The sequence below is a fragment of the Bradyrhizobium sp. USDA 4472 genome (genome assembly GCF_054058595.1).
In genome coordinates, this window is the sequence record NZ_JBSSAM010000001.1 from 3,961,033 (window position 1) to 3,980,851 (window position 19,819).

General features: G+C 64.8%; 11 protein-coding genes. 5 read left to right on the forward strand and 6 right to left on the reverse strand.

The window, feature by feature from the left end; translation table 11 throughout:
- Positions 1-39: 39 nt before the first annotated feature.
- The 4 genes from ACVWZ4_RS18400 to ACVWZ4_RS18415 all read right to left on the reverse strand — a co-directional run bounded on the left by ACVWZ4_RS18400 (position 40) and on the right by ACVWZ4_RS18415 (position 8,707).
- The gene (locus ACVWZ4_RS18400; RefSeq protein ID WP_456738290.1) at positions 40-1,020 is read right to left on the reverse strand and encodes an LLM class flavin-dependent oxidoreductase; all 981 of its coding nucleotides are present in this window, start codon (positions 1,018-1,020) and stop codon (positions 40-42) included.
- A complete protein-coding gene (locus ACVWZ4_RS18405; RefSeq protein WP_456699419.1) occupies positions 1,017-1,745 on the reverse strand; it encodes a 4'-phosphopantetheinyl transferase family protein in 729 nt (242 codons plus the stop codon). Before ACVWZ4_RS18405 ends, ACVWZ4_RS18400 begins: the two co-directional genes overlap by 4 nt.
- 224 nt (positions 1,746-1,969) lie before the next feature.
- Positions 1,970-2,137: a hypothetical protein gene (locus ACVWZ4_RS18410; RefSeq protein WP_456699418.1), complete on the reverse strand. Its 168-nt coding sequence runs from the start codon at positions 2,135-2,137 to the stop codon at positions 1,970-1,972.
- 135 nt (positions 2,138-2,272) lie between these two features.
- The gene (locus tag ACVWZ4_RS18415; protein WP_456740902.1) at positions 2,273-8,707 is read right to left on the reverse strand and encodes an amino acid adenylation domain-containing protein; all 6,435 of its coding nucleotides are present in this window, start codon (positions 8,705-8,707) and stop codon (positions 2,273-2,275) included.
- A 136-nt stretch (positions 8,708-8,843) separates the two neighbouring features.
- Between ACVWZ4_RS18415 and ACVWZ4_RS18420 the strand changes: the two genes are divergently transcribed.
- Both ACVWZ4_RS18420 and ACVWZ4_RS18425 read left to right on the forward strand, forming a co-directional pair.
- Positions 8,844-12,305 carry an ATP-binding protein gene (locus ACVWZ4_RS18420; RefSeq protein ID WP_456740903.1) on the forward strand — a complete coding sequence of 1,154 codons (3,462 nt, stop codon included), beginning with the start codon at positions 8,844-8,846 and terminating at the stop codon, positions 12,303-12,305.
- Positions 12,302-13,096: a protein-L-isoaspartate O-methyltransferase family protein gene (locus tag ACVWZ4_RS18425; RefSeq protein ID WP_456699415.1), complete on the forward strand. Its 795-nt coding sequence runs from the start codon at positions 12,302-12,304 to the stop codon at positions 13,094-13,096. Before ACVWZ4_RS18420 ends, ACVWZ4_RS18425 begins: the two co-directional genes overlap by 4 nt.
- On the opposite strand, the gene ACVWZ4_RS18430 is transcribed toward ACVWZ4_RS18425, so the two are convergent.
- Both ACVWZ4_RS18430 and ACVWZ4_RS18435 read right to left on the reverse strand, forming a co-directional pair.
- The gene (locus ACVWZ4_RS18430) at positions 13,097-14,161 is read right to left on the reverse strand and encodes an endo-1,4-beta-xylanase (protein WP_456740904.1); all 1,065 of its coding nucleotides are present in this window, start codon (positions 14,159-14,161) and stop codon (positions 13,097-13,099) included.
- A gap of 103 nt (positions 14,162-14,264) precedes the next feature.
- Entirely contained in the window at positions 14,265-15,353 is a 1,089-nt protein-coding gene (locus tag ACVWZ4_RS18435) for a glycosyltransferase (RefSeq protein WP_456740905.1), read from the reverse strand.
- Positions 15,354-15,607: 254 nt separating this feature from the next.
- On the opposite strand from ACVWZ4_RS18435, the gene ACVWZ4_RS18440 reads away from it, so the two are divergent.
- The 3 genes from ACVWZ4_RS18440 to ACVWZ4_RS18450 all read left to right on the forward strand — a co-directional run bounded on the left by ACVWZ4_RS18440 (position 15,608) and on the right by ACVWZ4_RS18450 (position 19,728).
- Positions 15,608-17,044, forward strand: a complete 1,437-nt coding sequence (locus ACVWZ4_RS18440; RefSeq protein ID WP_456740906.1) for a lipopolysaccharide biosynthesis protein — start codon at positions 15,608-15,610, stop codon at positions 17,042-17,044.
- 110 nt (positions 17,045-17,154) lie between these two features.
- Positions 17,155-18,279, forward strand: a complete 1,125-nt coding sequence (locus tag ACVWZ4_RS18445; protein WP_456740907.1) for a mandelate racemase/muconate lactonizing enzyme family protein — start codon at positions 17,155-17,157, stop codon at positions 18,277-18,279.
- Positions 18,280-18,495: 216 nt separating this feature from the next.
- Complete coding sequence (locus ACVWZ4_RS18450; RefSeq protein WP_456737414.1) at positions 18,496-19,728, forward strand: branched-chain amino acid ABC transporter substrate-binding protein; 1,233 nt, start codon at positions 18,496-18,498, stop codon at positions 19,726-19,728.
- Positions 19,729-19,819: the final 91 nt, after the last annotated feature.

Below are 19,819 nucleotides of genomic sequence, written 5' to 3' on the forward strand. Positions count from 1 at the left end.
GCGCCCGCAATGGCGACGTGGATGCAGTGTGATCAAAATCTAAAACAACCCGCTCGCCCTCAGCGCCTTGCAGACGTGCTGCATCTCGGTCTCGTCAGCGATCATGTCGAGCATGACAGTGGTCAGGCCCTTCGCGGCAAACTCCTTCAGCTTCGCGCCGATCTCGGCATAGCTGCCGACGAGATAAGGGCAGTCGGCCTGGAAGGTGAGATAGGGCAGCAGCCAATAGCCATTGTCGGCAAGCTCGCCGCTCTGCCCCTCATAGAGCCGTCGCTTCCAGACGGAATCCGAGTTCTCCACCGTCAGCGCAAGAAGCTCGCGATCGTCAGGGTTGTCGCGGAAGCGGGCCTTGGCGGCCCGTCGTGCCTCCACGCCGCTCTCGCGCGCGAAGATGCCGAAATTCATTCCTGATGCCTTGAGGCCGCGGTCGAGATCGGGCGGCAGCATCTGCATCTTGATGCAACCTGTCTCCTCTGAGACGCGCTGCGCCGCGTCCGATTGCCCCGCGATCAGGAATTCCGGCATCAACTCCGCCGGCGGGCGCGGTCGCAATTGCAGATTCCTGGCGCGATAGAACCGGCCGTCGACATTGACCGGGCGTGGGCTCATGAGCAGTTGGCGCGCCAGCCCAATGAATTCGCCGAGCCTGACATAGCGGTCGGCATGCGATTGTTCGTCACCGAGCCCCTGCAGATCGCTGAGCGCGGTGCCGGTGATCATGTTGAGATAGATCTTGCGGCCGTAGAGCTGCGCAAAGGACGACACGAATTTCGCCGCCGTGAACGGGTGCATATAGACCGGATTGACGGCAATCAGCGGCGAAGATCGCGTCGTCGCCGCGATGACGTGCTGGGCCATGGCCCACGGCTCGACGAAGACGTCATTACCTTCGAACAGCAAAATGCCTTCGAAGCCATTGCGATCGGCGAACCCTGCCACGCGCATCAGCTCGCCGACATAGTCATTGGGATCGCGGTTGCGCGAAATCGCTGGAAAGACCCGCAGCCGCGCCGGCATCAGGCCGCGTCCTGGAGCGGCCAGGCGTTGCGGGTGATGCGAAGGCCACCCGCGGCGCGCGAGCCGTCGGCGATCGCGAGGCGATGCGAAGGCGACGGCGAGCACAGCGAGAAGCGCCAGCCCGTGGGATCGTCCGCGATATCGGGCTTGAAGCTGATCCCGATTGACTCCTGTGAGATCTGCATCGCGAACGAATCGAGCGGCAGATTGAGCCCGAAACCCCTGGCCTTCAGATAGGATTCCTTCAGCGTCCAATAGTCGAAGAAGCGTTCGGTTGCGGCGGGCTCGGGTAGGCCACGCAGTGCCTCGACCTCCTGCGTGGCGAAAAATCGCAGCGCTGTCGACAGCGGCGCGCCACGCCGCGCCACGGTCTCGACGTCGACACCGACGGTCTCATGCTTCGACACGACGCAGGCGACGCAACCGTCGGTATGGGACAGGCTGAAATGCAGTGCTGTCGCGGCCGCGGGTGCCGCGACAAAGGGCCGGCCGTAGCGGCCGGTCGAGAACGACCAGTCGCTGGGCGCAACCTCAGGTGCTGCGCGCGAGAGCGCGAGGCGCAACATCGCGTGCGCGAAGATATATTGCCGTTGATGCCGCTCGAACTTGAAGCGGCCGGCGCGTGCCCGCTCGTCGACCGAGAGCAGCTGCCGAAACGCCTCGACAGCGTCCGCCGTGTCGATGCTCTCGATCAATCCGACAAACAGTTCAATTCCGTCGTCTGCCATCCAAACGGCCCCACAGCGCCGGGCGGAGTCCAGATCCGACCCTGACTGAACAATCAACCGGCCAGACCGACCGAGCAGACCGCTTCTAGTGGTCCACCCGGGCAAATTCTTGTCGATGCTTGTCGGTCTGCAGGCGCAAGCTTATGGAAGACCCAACTCGACAGGCGAGCGGCCCAATCTGGAAAGGAAATCCGAAATTCGTGCGGCGTCCCAGCCGACGAACCTTACTTCTTCTTCTTGGCCTTTTTGCCGCCGCCCAGCACCGAAAGGCTGGCGTCGACTTCCTTCAGAGCGGACTGGAGCTTCTTCTTCTCGTCGGTGAGAAGTTTTTGCAGGGCCTTGCGGTCCTTGTCGCTCAGCGAGGTGCCCTTGGTAAATTTGATGAAACCCATAACACTTCCCCGGTTGAAATCAGTCCAAACGAAACGCGAGAATAATCTTGCGCGCTGGCGCCAAATAATCAAGATGCAACTTGCTCATTCACAGCTCTGGCGAGTGACCCCTTATTCGTCTGCCCTTACCGCAGCTCATGCCGCTCTGCGCGGGAGCAGCCGGTCGAGCGGCGTATTGGGTCGGGCAATGGCGGACGCCAGCAGCGCGACGAGATACTCCATCCACGTGCCGACCATGCCGCCGTCGAGCAAATCGCGCTTGTAATTGCACGTGCCTGTGATCCCGGTCGGGCGCTCCTTGAGCATCAGGGATAACCAGGTCGGGTCGACTGGAAGCACCGGTTGGCCCTCGCGCGCCACGTTTCCAATCGATCGCACCGTGACGGCAGGCAGGTCGAGCGGCTGGCGTAGCGGATTTTGCAGCGTGAAATAGACCTGGAGCAGCGAAGCCGGATCGATGCCTTGCTGCTCCAGATGGTCGGCCAGGATGTTGAACGGCAGCTCCTGGCGCGCATGCGCGTCGAGCACGCTTTGACGCACCCGCGCCAGGGCCTGCGTGAACGACAGATCCGGGGTAATTCGGCTGCGGACGATCACGGTGTTCTCGAATGGGCCGATGATCCGCTCGGTGTCCGGCTGGGCGCGGTTGGCCATGGCTGTGGCGACTGAAATGTCCGTGCGTCCAGTCCGCGCCAGCAGCAGGACCTTCAGGCCGGTGAGCAGAGACATGAAGAGTGTGGCGTTGTGCTGGCGCGCATAGGCTGTGAGCCCGGCGACAAGTTCACGCTCCATGCTGAGCGGATGATGGCCCGTCGATGCGCCCGGATGCGCTGCGCCGTCGAATAGGGGAGCTGCGCCGCGCAGATTTTCGGTCCAGTGCGCGGCCTGCCGGCGCGCCGCCTCGGTGCCGCACCACCAGCGCTGCCAGCGGGCGACGTCGGAGAACGCAAGCGGCGTCCTTGGCGGAGGTTCCGACCGATGCCCCGCGAGCGTAGCATAGCAGTTCGACAATTCCTCGAACAGCACGCCGACCGACCAGCCATCGGCGATGGCATGGTGCAGCGTCAGCAGCAGGATGTGATCCTCGGAGTGAAGGCGCAGCAGCCGTGCGCGCAGGAGCGGCGCTCGCGCCGTGTCGATCCGAGTATAGGTCTCCTGCGTCATCAGGAGCTCGAGCTTCCTGAGCTCGAGTGCCTTGCGCCGCTTATTGTCATGCGGTCGCCCATCGCCGATGGTCTCGACGGTCAGGACCGGCCCGAGCGTGGCGGGCGCGACGACGCGGCTGACCGGCTCGCCGCCATTCCAGCCGAACGCCGTCCGCAGCGATTCGTGTCGGCGCACGATGTCGTCGATGGCCTGCGCCAGCCTGCGCGGATCGATCGGGCCCTCGAGGCGGAATGCGAAGGGCAGATTGAACAGCGGCAGACCGGGCAGGTTCTGCTCGATCCGCATCATCTGGTCCTGCGCAATCGACGGCGTGGGGGGGCCGCTTTCAGCGAGGCGCGGGACGTCCGCCGCGGGCTTGTGCGGTTTCATGGCCACGGCCTCGTCGACCAGCCGCGCGAGTTCCTCGATCGTGGGTGCCTCGAAGATGGTCTTGATCGGCAGCGAGACCCCGAGTGCGCGGGCGACGCGCGCCATCGCCTGGCCCGCCAGCAACGAATGGCCGCCGAGGTCGAAGAAATTGTCGGTGATACCGATGCTCTCGACCTTCAGCAGGTCGATCCAAATATCGGACAGCACCTTTTCGGTGAAGCGGCGGGCCGGCACGGCGGCTTCCGCACCTGCGGCCTCGTGTTGCACGGGTGCCAGCAGCGCGGAGCGATCGAGCTTGCCGTGGGCATTGAGCGGAACGTGGTCCAGGAACAGGAACGCCGAGGGGATCGCATGACTTGGCAACCGGCTTTTGAGGAAGTCGCGCAGCTCGTTGGCGCTGGCCTGGCTGCCGGATCTGGCAACGACATGGGCGATCAGCCTGACATCGCCATCGGCGTCACGTCGCGGCTCGACGATGCCGGCGCGCACGCTTGCGTGGTCGGCGAGTGCTGCCTCGATCTCCTTGAGCTCGATGCGATAGCCGCGGACCTTGACCTGGAGGTCGGCACGGCCGAGGCATTCGATCGTCCTGTCGGCGCGGCGGCGGGCCAGGTCCCCGGTGCGGTACATCCGGCTGCCTTTCTCGCGCGCGAACGGATCGGGGATGAAGCGCTGCCGGCTCTGCGCGGGATCGTTGATATAGCCGCGGCCAACGCCGGCACCGCCGATGCAGAGCTCTCCGACCACCCCGATCGGCTGCGGCTCGAGGTTCTGATCAAGTACGTAGAGCTGCATGTTGGGGAGGGGGGCGCCGATCGGGACATTGGTGGTCGCCGCGTCCGGCGCCCGGGTCAGCCGGTGCAGGGAGACGTCGTCGGAACACTCCGAAGCACCATAGGCATTGATCAGCGGCACCTTCGGGCAGCGGGCGAACCAGGCGCGGCAGACATCGACCGGCAGCGGCTCGCCTGTCGAGATCAGCAGCCGGAGGTTCGCGAAAGCGCGCAGCATCGGCGCCTCGTCGAGGCGTTCGAGGACGACGCGGAGCAGCGAAGGGACGATCTCGAGCACCGTGATGCCCTCGCGTTCGATCTCGCGCGCGAGCAGCATCGGGTCTTGCACGACTGCGTTGCCGCAGACATGGACGCGCGCGCCGGTCATGGGACCGGCGAGGAACTGCCAGACCGAGATCACGAAACTCTGCGGCGCGGTCTGCGCGATGACGTCCTTGGGCGTGAGGCCAAGCTCGGCAATCAGCGACGCCAGATGATTCGTCAGCCCGCGCTGCTCGATCATGACGCCCTTCGGCGTACCGGAAGAGCCGGACGTGTAAATCAGATAGGCAAGGCCCGTGCTTGTCCGTCGCGTCGTGCGGGTCGGCTTGATCGGGTTGAGCGCGATTGCGTCCTCCAGCTCGGCGACCTGGATGCGCTCGACCAGCGGCTCGAGCAGCGCGCCGGCGATGGCGGATTGTGCGCGTCCGGTCAGCAGCACCTTTGCGCAGCTCGATCCGAGGATGATTGCGAGCCTCGCCGGCGGCTGCTCAGGATCGAGGTTCAGGAACGCCGCGCCTGCGCGCTGCACGCCGATCATGGCGGCGAGCAGGTTCGGCCCACGCTCCGCGAGCAGGGCGACCACGCTCTCGGTGCCGACTCCCTCGCGCGTCAGCCAATGCGCGATCGCCTGGCTCCGGCGCACCAGCTCGCGATAGCTCAGGGACGACACTCCATCGGACACAGCAATGGCATTCGGCGTCTTGTTCGCCTGCTGGTCGAAACGTTCGCAGAGATTGCCGCGCGTCGCAAAATTAGCCGAACGGCCTTTCGCAGGCAGTCGCCGGCGTTCGGCGTCGGTGAGCAGAGGCAGGTGCGTGATCCGCTGCTCGGGATTGGCGATAGCCGCCTTGAGCAAGGTCTTGAACTGATCTGCCATGCCTTCGATCGTACCTGCATCGAACAGATCGGTGGCGTATTCGAAGAAACCGGTGAAGCGGCCCTCAGCTTCGACCAGCTCGAGCGTGATGTCGAAGCGTGCGACTTCCGGGTCGATTTCCAGCCGCCGCGTCGTCAGGCCGGGGAAGCGCGCGGCCTCGATCGACGCGTTCTGGAGGATGAACATGATCCGGAACAGCGGATTGCCGTCGCTCCTTCGCGCGACCTGCAACGTGCGCAGGACCTCCTCGATTGGAAGGTCCTGGTTGCGGTAGGCGTCGAGGGTGACCTGCCGCACCCGCCGCAGCAATTCGCCGAAGGTCGGATCGCCCCGGAAATCGTTGCGTAGAATCAGCGTGTTCGCAAACAGCCCGATCAGGCGCTCGCTCTCGATCTGGTTGCGGTTCGCAATCAGCGACCCGGTCGCGACATCCTCATGGCCGGTGTGGCGGAACAGCAGACACTGGAACACCGCGAGCAGCGCCATGAAAGGCGTCACGCCCTGGTCCTGGCTCAGCGCGCGTATGTCGGCCGAAAGGGTCTTGGTGAACTCGAAATAATGACGGGCTCCGTGCCCGCTCCAGAGTTCAGGCCTTGGCCGGTCCGTCCGCAGCGGCAGCGTGGTGACGCCGTCGAGCTGGGTCCGCCAGTACTCGAGCTGCTCTTTCGCCGCCGGTGTCTGCGCCCATCTCTGCTGCCAGAGGGCGAAATCGCGATACTGAAAGCCGGGCGAAGGCAGCCCCGCAGCGCTTCCGTTGCGTGCGGCGGAATATCCGGCGGCAAGCGCCTCCCAGAACAACCGCTGCGACCAGCCATCGGTGACGAGGTGATGCACATTGACGACGAGCGCATGGCTGGACTTGTCGAACGAGAGCAGCGTGACCTTCAGCGGCGGCTCGCGGGCGAGATCAAACTCATGTTGCGCGAGCCGGAGCGCTTCGCGCCTGACGACCGCAGGCCGCCGGTCCGAAGGGCATGGTCTCAACTTGATCCGCTCAAATTGCGGCGGCGCCTGAAGCACGTGCTGCACAGGCTCGCCCTCGCGTTCGACGAAGACCGAGCGCAGCGCCTCGTGGCGCTCGCAAATCGACGCGAGGCTCGCCTGAAGCGCGGCAATGGCGACTTCGCCCCTGAGCAGCGCGACCTCGACCACGTTGTAATTGTACCGCGTCCGGTCGAGCCGCGAGAGCACATACATCCGCTGCTGCTGGAACGACAGCGGCGCATCTGCCTCGGAAGCCGCCTGACGCCATGCCGGCAGCGAGGGATCGCGATGCGCGGTGTTTTCGAGCCGGGCCGCAAGCGCGCCAACCGTAGCACAGTCAAAAATGTCCTCGAAGGAGAAGTCGACATCGAAGTGCTCGCGCAGCCGCGAGCGCATCTGCGTGACCGCGAGCGAATCCGCGCCGAGCGCAAAGACATCCTGATCAACGCCGACCTGCGGGAGCTCGAGCAGGCCGGCCCAGATTTCCGCGAGCTGGGTCTCCAGTTCGCCGCGCGGAAGTTGCGTCTCGTCGTCATCCGACGCTGAAATCAGCTCGGCCAGCGCGTTGCGCTTGACCTTGCCGCTGGCGCCCTTCGGCAGCGCGGCCACGCTGCGGATCAGGCTCGGCACCTTGTAGGCGGCGAGGCGTTTGCGCGCGAATTGCCGTAATTGGTCGGACGTCGCCTCGGAATTGGATCGTAGCACCACGACTGCGGCGACGTTCTCGCCGAGCTTCGCGTGGGGAATAGCGAAGACGCCGGCTTCCAGCACCGCCGGATGGGCGAGCAGCACCTCCTCAACCTCCAGCGGAGAGACTTTCTGGCCACCGCGGTTGATGACATCCTTGATGCGGCCGACGATGAAGAGATAGCCGTCGGCATCGAGATAGCCGAGATCACCGGTCCGGAACCAGCCATTGCGGAAAGCGGCCTGCGTCGCCGCCTCGTCATTATAATAACCGCGGCTCATATTCGGTCCGCGCAGCATGATCTCGCCACGCTCGCCGTGTGCAAGCGTGCGGCCTGCATCATCCATGATCACGATCTCAGGACCTGCGGCGCGGCCGACCGAGCCGATCTTGCGCAGCTCGAACGGATTGGCGGCAATCTGCGAGGCCGCTTCCGTCATGCCATAGGTTTCCAGGACGGGCACGCCGAACGTCGCCTCCAGCCCATTGAGAATGGTCGGCGCCAGCGAGGCCGAGGCCGAGCGGATCACGCGCAACGAGGATGTCCGGGCGCGGTTCGGGTTCGCTTCGGCGGCCGTCAGCAGCGCGCGATGAATGGCCGGTACCGCCGTGTACCAGGTTGGCTGCAGGTCCCGCATCCAGCTGAAGAAGGACGGTGCATCGAAACCGCCGGTCACGATCACGCTGGAGCCCGCGGCCAGCGCTGTCAGCAGGCCGGAGATCAGGCCGTGAGCGTGAAACAGCGGCAGGACGTTGAGCAGGCGATCGTGCCGGGCGAGCGACAATACGCGACCGGCATTCTGTGCGGACAGGCACACATTGCGGTGTGTCAGCGGCACCATTTTCGGCCGTGCCGCCGTGCCCGACGTCAGCAGGATGAACGCATCATCGTCGGCACATGCCGCGCCGCTGGTGCAGGCCGGACCGATCGTCGGGCCGATGAATTCGCAGCCCCCAAGATCCGTCTCCGGTCCCGGCACGAAGTCGATCACTGCGATATCGAGTGCCCTGGCAACGTCGCGACTCGCCGAGTTCATGCCGGCCCGCGTGACGAGCGCCGTCAGCTTCAGCTCGCTGAAATACCGCTGCAGCTCGTCGGCCGTCAGGTCCGGGTTGATGGGGACGCAAGCGCAGGCCGATGCGACGGCAATCAAGGCCAGTGCGCTGTCAGCCCCGCGCGGGAGCGCGACGGCAATCCGGTCGGCAGGCGCAATGCCGACCCCGCGCAGCGTTTGGACGAGGTGCGCGATCCGAGTGCCGAGCGCGCCGTAAGTCAGCGGCGGCCGGCCGGGCGCGAGCAGAGCAGGCGCCTCGCGTATCGTTCGCGCATGGAAGGCGAGACCGCGGCCGAGATCGGCAAAGATCTCGGTTTCGGCGCTCGCGCCGTCCGCTCCGTCTGCTGCGCCGGATGCAATTCCCGACAATGCCATTCCCTTTTGATCCGATTGGGCTATTCTTCCCCGGAGTTAGGGAACGCGTCCAGTCTGAGGTGAAGTTTAGGGCCCAAAATCTGTGGTTGAGGGACCTTTATCCCTTCGGCGGAGGGAGTGTCGGGGTGGAATCACCATGCTGGAGAAAGAGCCGGGGACGGAAGTCGGGTTGAAGAGCTGGCTCGAAGGCGTCGGCCTCGGCCACTACACCGATCTGTTCGCGCAACATCGCCTCGACCTCGACGTCATGACCGACCTGACCGAGGCTGACCTTGCCGAGCTTGGACTGCCACTCGGCGATCGCAAGCGGCTGCAACGGGCAATGGCCGCGCTGGTGCAGGCCGAGACGGCGCAGATGCCGGCCGCAGCCCCACGTCCCCAGACCCGTGCGGAGGTCGGCGCCGAGCGGCGTCAGCTCACCACCATGTTCTGCGACATGGTGGATTCCACCGCGCTGTCCGCCCAGTTCGACCCCGAAGACGTGCGCGACATGATCGCGAGCTTCCGCGAGACCTGCGTGCGCGTGGTCAAGCATTACGAAGGTTTCGCCGCGCGCTTCGTCGGTGACGGCATCCTGGTCTATTTCGGCTACCCAACCGCACATGAGGACGACGCCGAGCGCTCGGTGCGCGCTGGCCTCGAGATCGTACGGGTATTGTCGACAGCTCGTGCGATCGAGCCGCGCGGCGCGCTCAGTCACGCGCCCGCCGTTCGCATCGGAATCGCGACCGGCCTCGTCGTGGTCGGCGATCTCGTGGGTCAGGGCACCGAAGAGCGCGATTCGGCGGTCGGCGAGACGGTGAATCTTGCCGCGCGCCTGCAGGCGCTGGCGCCGCCCAACGGAGTCGTGATCTCGAGCTCGACGCAATCCTTGCTCAAGGGCAAGTTCGATTATCGCAATCTCGGCACTCATTCATTGAAGGGCATCTCGGAAAAGACCCAGGCCTGGCACGTCGTGCGCGCCACGCGGGTGGAGACCCGCTTTGCGGCCGCCATGGGCAAGCGGCTGACCCCGCTGGTCAATCGCGAGGAGGAAATCGCGCTGCTGATGGGGCGCTGGCAGCAGGTCAAGGAGGGCGACGGCCAGGTCGTCGTCAAGTTCGGCGAGCCCGGCATCGGCAAGTCGCGTATCATCCAGGAGATTTTTGAGCGGATCGCAGGCGACCGGCATGGACAGGTCTCGTTCCAGTGCTCGCCCTATTACACGTCAACCGCTTTCTATCCGTTCGTCGAACAGCTGAAATTCTCCCTTGGCCTCGATCGCGAGGACGCGTCCGCACTGTCTCTGACGGGCCTGGAGAATGCGATCACCACTGCGCATGGTGACATCGAGCAAGTCGCGCCGCTGTTTGCCGCGCTCCTGTCGATCCCGACCGGGGAGCGCTATCCACCGCTGAACCTGTCGCCGCAGCAGCAGAAGGACGCGACTGTCGCTGCGCTGGTCAACCACTTCCTGGGGCTCGCGCGCGAGATGCCGCTGGTGATGGCCTTCGAGGATCTGCACTGGATCGATCCGACCTCGCGCGAGGTGGTGGACCTGCTGGTCGACCGGGTGCAGAACCGGCCGATCCTGACCATCATCACCGCGCGCTCGGAATTCCAGCCGAGCTGGAACGCGCATTCGCATGTCACGACGCTGGTGCTGAACCGGTTGAGCCGGCCGCTGCGCACGACGCTGGTCGAGCGCGTTGCAGGCCGCGAGCTTCCCAAGGAGGTCGTCGAGGAGATCATCGTCAAGACCGACGGCGTGCCCTTGTTTCTGGAGGAGCTGACCAAGGCGGTTCTCGAATCCAACCTCCTGACCGAACGCCACGGGCGCTACGTGCTGTCGGGCCCATGGCGGCAGCTCGCGATCCCGGCGACGTTGACGGACTCGCTGATGGCGCGTCTGGACCGGATGGGGCCGTTCAAGCGGATCGCACAGATCGGCGCCACCATCGGTCGCGAATTTTCCTACGAGACCCTGCACGCAGTCGCCAACACGCCGGCAGAGCAGATCGAGGCGGCGCTCGCTCATCTGGAGGAGGCCGGGCTGATCGTGCGCCGCGGCCATCCGCCCGATGCGCTCTACTCCTTCAAGCACGTGATGATCCAGAACGCAGCCCATGCGAGCCTGTTGCACAGCGAGCGGCGCAAGCTGCATGCCAGCATCGCGCATGTTCTCGCCGAAATGTATCCGGAGAAGACCGAGCGCGAGCCGGAGCTGCTCGCTCATCATCTGACCGAGTCCGGCCAGAGCGAAGGCGCCGCGAGCTTCTGGCTCAAGGCCGGCAAGCAGGCGGCCAAGAGCGGCGCCAATCTCGAGGCGATCGGCCATCTCCGCCGCGGCCTCAGCGTCGTGCAGGCCAATCCACGGATGCAGGGCGCCGACGAGATGGAGCTCGAGCTGCGGATCGCGCTCGGCAACGCGCTGATCGCCGCCAAGGGCTACGCCGTGCAGGAGGTCGAGGAGAACTATATCCGCGCGCTCGAGCTCGGCCAGCAGCTCGAAGACGACGAAAAGGCTTTTGCCGCGACCCGCGGGCTCTGGGTCTGCCATTTCATCCGCGCCGATCTGACCCGCGCGCACGACCTCAGCGTCGAGCTGTGGAAATTCGCCAACCGTGAGCGGCTCAACGAGGCGGAACCGGCGCAGCAAACCGGCTATCTGATCGAGGCGCACCGCTCGATCGCGATGACCATGCTCTACCGGGGCCGCTTCGCCGCCGCGCAGCATCACCTGAATCGGTGCATCGATCTCTATAGTCCCGATCTGCACTCCGACCTGATGGAGCGTCACGGCACGGATCCTGGCGTCGTTTCGCTGTCCTATCTCGGCTATCTGCTCTGGTTCCTTGGCCGGCCCGACGCGGCGCGCCAGCACAGCGAGCAGGCGATCCTGCTTGCGGAGAAGATCCGCCATCCCTTCTCGCTCGCCTTCGCGCTGGTGTTCGGCGCCTATCTGTGCCAGCATCTGCGCGATATCGAGGGCACGCGCGACCACGCCAACCGCGCCATGATCATCGCCACCGAGCACAATTTCCTGCACTGGAAGCAGCAGGCCGCGATCCTGCGCGGCTGGGCGCTGACCCACCTCGGCGAAGCCGACGAGGGTATCAGCCAGATGCGCTGCGGCCTCGACGAATATGAGGCGATGGATTCTTGGCTCGCCGGCTGCTGGTTCCGCTGTCTGCTCGCGGAAGCCTATGCCAAGGTCGGCATGCGCGATGCTGCGTTGCGCGCGCTGGACGGTGCGCTTGCGACCGCAAGACGGACCGGTGATCACTCCTACCTCGCCGAGGTCTATCGCCTGCAAGGCGAGATCACCATGTCGGACGGCAATCCGCTCTCGGTGCAGGAGGCTGAAGATCTGTTCTGTCTGTCGCTGGAGACGGCGCGCAAGCAGGGCGCGCTGTCCTGGGAGCTCAGAACTGCCGTGAGCCTCGCGCGGCTGTCGCACGAGTCCGGCAAGCGCGAACATGCCGGCCTTCTGCTGCTGCCGATCGTCGGCAAGTTCAACGAGGGATTCCTGACGCCGGACCTGAAGCTCGCGATGCAGCTCGTGCACGAGCTCGGTGGTGACATGCCGGCTCGCCCGCAGGCAGATCCGGTGAAATGAGCGACCTCTCCGCGGCGCGTGCACGCTATGTCGCGCTGATCGCAAGGCGGGAGCGGCTTGCCTCGCCACGCTTGCTGAATGCTCTTGCGACGGTGCCGCGCGAGGATTTTCTGGCGAAAGGGCCGTGGCGCATCAAGAGCGAGGCAGCGCGCAGCTACCGCCTGACCTCCGACGCGGATCCCATCCATCTCTACGACAACGTGCTGGTCGCGATCGACGCGCGCCGCAAGCTCGACACGGGTTTGCCGAGCCTATGGGCGCACTTCATCGAAGTGCTGGGGATCGGCGAGAAGGACCGCGTGGTCCAGATCGGTTGCGGGCTCGGCTATTTCTCGGCGATCCTCTCGAAGATCGTGGGGCCGAAGGGGAAGGTGCAGGCCATCGAATGCGACGCGCGGCTCGCAGCGCGCGCCGCGGCCTACCTTCGCACCTACCCCAATGTAGAGGTCATCAACGGCGATGGCTGCCGCGACATCGGCGAGCCGGCCGACATCATCATCGTGCATGCCGGCTTCTCGCATCCGCATCCGCTCTGGCTTGCCTCGCTCCGTCCGCGCGGCCGCCTGCTGGTGCCGCTGACGCAGCGGGACCGTGAAGGCACCGCGCTCAAGATCACGCGCAAGGGCAGGGGGTTCGAGGCCGAAGCGGTGCAGCAGATCCGGATTTTCCCCGGCCAGGGCCGCGGGGTGACCGCGCTCGACGATCGCGTCGCCGATTGGTGGCAGCGCGCCTCCGCGCTGGCGCCGCTGCGCTTTCGCGACATCGCGCAGGGACTGCCGTCGGATGGTTGATCACGCGTCCTTCGTGAACTTGCTGATGACGTCCATGAACGGTTTCGGCTTGAACTCGCCATCGAGTGGCAGCGGTCGGCTCGGCTGCTTGTCCGGACGCTTGAACATCGCGTTGATCCAGCAGTAGCGGTCGGAGATGCCCCAGGTCAGGATCGAGCGGACCGGTCCGCTGGTCGAGATCGCGGTCAGGAGATCGTCGACGCGCTTGGCGACGATGGCGTCGCGCTCTGCAGGACTACCCGTCAGCTTCTGGTCGTCGACGTCGAGCTCGGTAACGAAGACCTCGAGGCCCCACGAGCGAACTGCGGTGACGAATTCGGCCAGCCCATGGGTGTCGATCTCGAGCTCGGCATGCAGATGCGATTGCAGCCCGACCGCGTGCAGCGGGACGCCCTGATCCAGCAGATCCATGATGAGGTTGCGATAGGCGGCGCGCTTGGCAATGAACGAGTCCTTCGCTGATTCGATGTCGTATTCGTTGATCGCGAGCTTGACGTAGGGATCAGCTGCCGCGGCCGTGCGGAACGCCAGCGGAATCCAGCGCTCGCCCAGATGCCGGGTCCAGAACGTGTCACGCCGGTCCTTGACGCTCTTGGGATTGTCAGGGATGGGCTCGTTGACGACGTCCCACGAGGTCAGCTTGTCCTTGTAATAGGACACGACGGTGTTGATGTGGTCGACGTAGGTGCGCTCGACGCTCTTCGAATCCTTGATCTGCTTGGTCCAGTCAGGAATGTCGGCATACCAGGCCAGCGTATGGCCGCGCATGGTCATGTCGTTCTTCTGGGCGAAATCATAGATCGCGTCGGCGCGCTCGAAAGCGAAGGTGTGCGCGTCCGGCCGCAGCATCGGCCATTTCAGCTCCTGTACCGGCACCACCTGCGTGCAATAGGTGCTGATGGCTTCGCCGAGGCGCGAATCGGCTTGCAAATCCAACAACGTCGCGGCCGCGCCAAAGCCTGGACGGCGCTGCGCAAGTTTCGGTGCCGGCAGGGCCGATGCCGATGTGCCGGCCGCGAGCGTGGCGGCGCTGCCGAGGAGAAATTCGCGTCTGTCGAGCTTCATGGCGTGGCTGCAGTCCTTCCGGAACCAACGCGCCATCGTACCAAGCGGTGCCTTGCGACGCCGTGGTTTCCCGTTGTTGGGTTAACTTTTACGGATGGCCGTCTCAGCGCGGCTGGCGCTGCATCACCGCTTCAGCGATGCGGTAATAGTGCATCGCGCCCTTTTCGAGCGTGAGATTGTCCATCACGTAATCGCGAGGTGCGAAGTCGCCCGCGCTCACATGCGACCAGAACTCGCTCCAGCCGGAGCCGAAGCCGACCGCGTCGACGAACGTGCGGCCACAGCGTGGGTCGAAATAGGGCACCGAGGACACGCCGCCTTCGTACCTCACGCGGTCCGGGAAGTACTCCGGATCCTGCCATGGGCCGCCGCGATCCCAGGCGAACACGGGCACGCCGCTGGACAACGCCTGCTGGCAGGCGATGCCCTGGCTCTCATGTTCGCAGAGGAAGACCATGCTGCGGCAGCGCGCCAGCGCGGCCCTGTAGTCGTCTTCCTTGTATTGGCCGTAGCGGATCACCTCGACCGAGCGGCCGCCGGCTTCGAGATGCCGGCGGATCGGGTCGATCAGCTCATTCTCATAGCGCTCGTGTTCCCAGCGCACCTTGTCATAGAGCAGCACGTCAACACTCTTTTGTGCGGCTGGCGTTGGCGTCCACAGATCGGTTTCGATGCCGACCGGCCACACCTGGACGTCAGGCCAGTATGGCCGGCACATCTCCGCATACCAGTTGCAGGGCACCAGGATGGTTTGGGTAAGCGGGGCCTCGTGATGGGCGGGTACGTCCACGGGATGGTTGTACATGACGACGCCGAGCAGGAGGGGGTTCTTCCATGCGAACCGATCGAGCACGAACGGGCGTCCGAGAATGCAGGCGAGCTCCTCCGGATGCTTGCGGATGTAGCCGTAGTCGTTGAGGCGATAAGGAATCCCGACCCGGTCGAGCCCGGCGCAGAGATTGAGGAACACGCGCCGTTGACCGCTGATCCAGGATTCGCCGAGCAGCATGCGCCGCAGCAGCGGCCGGACGTGGCGGTCGCCTGGAAACCAGCGGTCGTCCCGCTCCTCAAAGAACAGATTGAGCGTCATCCGCCCGCCCCCGTCCGCAGGGGACCCCGGGACCAGGGACGCGTCCGTCCCGCCATGGGGCAGGGAGGCCGGGTTTGGCGGTAAACGTTCGACAACGTCCATCTTAGTCACGTCCACGCATTAACCAAAGGTCGGGCAACGACCTGAAATCATGGTTTCTTTTCGGTGATCGCTGCGGCCCGTTCAAGGACAGGGCAAATTTAACGCTAACGCGCGAAAGCGGCGGGGCCGCCCCATTCGGTGGCCGATCTGCAGAGTTAAATGACTATCTTGCGAGATGCTGCGGCGCAGTCGAACCACCACGCCACCTCCACCTGATTAACGGCCGATTTCAACGCCGCCAGTCCCGTGCACGCATGCTGAATCGCCATTTCTCCATCTATCTCGTCGCCCATATCCTGCCTGCGGCGGTGGGCTTCTTCGCGGTCACCGCCTACACGCGGCTGCTGACCCCGGCGGAGTACGGCGTCTATGTCGTCGGCATGAGCATCGCCGGCATTCTGGGCGCGATCTTCTTCGTCTGGATCAAGCTGTCGGTGTCGCGCTATCAGGCGATGTCGCAAGAGGTGGATTTTCGCGGCACCGCCATGGTCGCCTTCGCGCTCACGGTGGTCGCCATGTGCGCCGCGACCCCACTGGTGTTCCTGTTCCGCAGCGATGTCAGTGTCGAGCTGGTGCTCGCCAGCATGTTCGTCGCGATCATGTCGAATGCGGTCGATGTCGGCCAGGAGTTCGAGCGCGCCAAGCTGCGGCCCTATCGCTTCGCGGCGATCTCGATCGTGCGCAGCGTGTCGAGCGTGGGTTTCGGCCTGCTCGGAATCTGGGTTGGGTGGGGCGGCATGGGCCTGCTCGCGGCGTTCGGCCTCGGCTCGCTCACCGGCATCGTTCTCAATCTCGTCGGCGATCGCACCAGGATCGCGGGCTTTTCGCGCAGCCAGTTCATGCAGCTCGCACGCTACGGTCTGCCGCTGACGCTGGCAGGGCTCTCGGTTGCGGTCTACTCGGCCAGCGACCGGCTCATCGTCGCCTGGCTGCTCGGCAAGGATGCCGCCGGCATTTTCGGCGTTGCCGCCGACCTGCCGCGCCAGTTCATGGTCATGATCGCCGGCAGCGTTGCCGCGGCCACCGTGCCGCTGGTGTTCCGCTCTCTGTCGGAGAACGACAGTGGCGCGACGCGGGAGCGGCTGACCGAGAGTCTCGAATTGCTGCTCGTCGTCGTTGCGCCCGTCGCGATCTGGCTTGCGCTCGCGGCAGACCAGGTCGCGGGCACGCTTGTCGGCGTCGATTTTCGCGCCGGCGTGTCCGCGCTGCTGCCGATGCTGGTGCTGGCCCGCTTCTTCGGTATCGCCAACCAATTCTACGTCCAGCTCAGCTTCCAGCTCGCCGAGCGGCCCTTCATGCTGGCGGCGCAGTCGTTCCTCACGCTGGTCGTGAGCGCAGCGCTGATGGTCGCGCTCGTCGCAGGCTACGGCATCCATGGTGCGGCGCTGGCGACGCTCGCAACCGAAGTGATCGGCTTTGCCGTCGCCGTCGGGCTGATGCACCGCGCCCATCCCGTGCCGTTCGACGTCGCCAGGCTCGCCGGCGTTGGGGCGTCGGCCGCGGCCATGGCGGGGGCGATCTTCGTCGCGCGCTCGCAGGTCGGCGGCACCGGCATCGCGGCGCTGATCGCCGTGAGCCTTGCCGGCGGTCTTGCTTACGCCATTGCTGCGTGGCTGCTGAACGTCGCGAATGTGCGGACGCTGTCGCTGCGATTCCTGCGGACGTTCAATCGCAAGGCGCTGGGTGCATAGGCACGCCGTGGAGGGCGCGCTTCCGGGTTTCGCAGATGCCGGGCACGAAGGTGACTTCGCGCGCACCAACTGAGATGCTAGCCTGCGCGTGGTCTCGCAGGATCTGCATCATGACTGATAGCTTCACCATCCGTTCGATCGAGGCGTTCTGCTATCGCTATCCGCTGGCGACGCCGGTGGTGACGTCGTTCGGCAAGATGCTCAACCGTCCCGCCGTCTTCGTTCGCGTCGTTGACGAAGACGGGGTCGAGGGATGGGGCGAGGCCTGGTCCAACTTCCCCGCACCGGGCGCGGAACATCGCGCCCGGCTGGTCAATGAAGTGCTTGCGCCGGGCCTCATTGGCCGCGAGTTCAGCGACCCGGCTCGAGCTTTCGAGGCTCTCACCGGAGGTACCGAGGTCCTCGCACTTCAATGCGGGGAGCCCGGCCCGTTTGCGCAAGGAATATCGGGAATCGATCTCGCTTTGTGGGATCTCTCGGCGCGCCGTCAGCGCTTGCCGCTGTGGCGGCTGCTCGGAGGCCGGTCAAGCAGGATCAAGGTCTATGCCAGTGGCATCAATCCCGGCGGCGCCGCGCGGACGGCCGAGGCCGCGCTCGAGCGGGGACATCGCGCGCTGAAGCTGAAGGTCGGTTTCGGTGCCGAGACCGACCTTGCCAATCTCTCCGCGCTGCGCGCCATCGTCGGAGTGGGCATGCTCGCCACCGACGCAAACCAGGGCTGGTCGGTCGATCAGGCGCTGCAGATGCTGCCGCGGCTTGCCGCGTTCGATCTGCGCTGGCTGGAGGAGCCGATCCGCGCCGACCGCCCGCGCGAGGAGTGGCGCAAGCTGCGTATGAAGGCCACGATGCCGATTGCGGCGGGCGAGAACATCTCCAGCGCGGAGGGATTCCGAGAAGTCCTGGCTGAAGACGTGCTCGACGTGGTTCAGCCCGATATCGCGAAATGGGGCGGCCTCAGCGCCTGCGCCGGCCTCGCACGCGGCATTCTGCAATCGGGCAAGACCTTCTGCCCGCACTATCTCGGCGGCGGCATCGGTCTGCTGGCCTCAGCGCATCTGCTCGCCGGCATCGGCGGTGACGGCTGGCTCGAGGTCGATGCCAACGACAATCCGCTGCGCGATCTGTTCTGCGGCGCCGTCACCGATGTGACAGACGGTATGATCGCCCTCGGCGAGGAACCGGGACTTGGTTTCACGCCCGACCTTTCGCCGATCGCGGACTATCGCACCTTGTAGCGCGCGCCGTCTGCCGCTCGCGTTCTATTCCTTGTCGCGGAATGCGGAAGGACGAGACGGATAGCCGCATCACATTTCATGGCGGGTGGCCGCAGCCATGTTCCGTTGCGCTTGAAAAGCACAGTTCGTTCTGCTCATTAGAGCCATGAAATTGCGCTGAAGCATGCGCAAAAAAGCCCAACGACTAAAGTCGATAGCCAGCGAGGAAACGAAAAGATGCGCAAGCTTACTTTGGCCATTGCCGTGATCGCCCCGATGCTCGGTCATGCAGCGTCGGCTGAGGACACGATCAAGATCGGCTATATCGATCCGCTCTCCGGCGGAGGCGCCAGCGTCGGCGAGGGTGGTCTCAAGACGTTCCAGTATCTGGCCGACGAGCTGAACGCCAAGGGCGGTATCCTCGGCCACAAGGTCGAGATCCTGCCGCTGGACAACAAGACCAATCCGCAGGAAAGCCTGGTGCAGGCGCAGAAGGCGATCGACGCCGGCGCCCACTACGTCACGCAGGGCAACGGCTCTTCCGTCGCCGCCGCACTGGAAGACTTCGTCACCAAGCACAACACGCGCAATCCCGGCAAGGAAGTCCTGTATTTCAACTACGCCGCCGTCGATCCGAGCCTGACCAACGAGAAGTGCAGCTTCTGGCATTTCCGTTGGGACGCCAGCTCCGACATCAAGATGGAAGCGCTCACGAACTACATGAAGGACGTTCCGTCGATCAAGAAAGTGTACCTGATCAACCAGGACTATTCGTTCGGCCAGTCGGTACGCTCGGACGCGCGCAAGATGCTGGCCGCAAAGCGGCCCGACATCCAGATCGTCGGCGACGAGTTGCATCCGCTGCTCAAGGTCACGGACTTCTCGCCCTATATCGCCAAGATCAAGGCATCAGGCGCCGACAGCGTCGTCACCGGCAATTGGGGCCAGGACTTCGCGCTGCTGCTCAAGGCTGCGGCCGACGCCGGCCTGAAGGTCAATTGGTATACGTATTACGCCGGCGGCGCCGGCGGTCCCACGGCGATCAAGCAGACCGGTCTCGATCACCAGGTCTTCCAGATCAGCGAAGGCATCCCCAATTCGGGCAACCAGGCCGCGATGGACTTCGAGAAAGCCTTCCGCGCCAAGGTCAATTTGTCGCTCTGGTATCCGCGTGCGGTCAACGAGATGCGCATGTTCAAGGCGGCGGCTGAGAAGGCCAACTCGATCGACCCCGTGAAGGTCGCGGCGGCGCTCGAGGATATGAAGTTCGAGGTCCTCGATGGCGGCCAGGGCATCATGCGCAAGGACGATCACCAGTTCTTCCAGCCGATCTACATTTCCTCCTTCGGCAAGCCCGCCGCAAATGAGCCGTTCGACGAGGAAAATACCGGTTGGGGCTGGCATATCGTCTCCCGCATTGATACGCCGCAGGCCATGGTCTCCACGACCTGCAAGATGACGCGACCCTAATCTCGACGCACGTCATCTTCCCGCGAGCCGTTACGGCCTTGCGGGAAGACGGCGGCCGGAATGCCTTGATCGGTTGGACGATATTCACCGG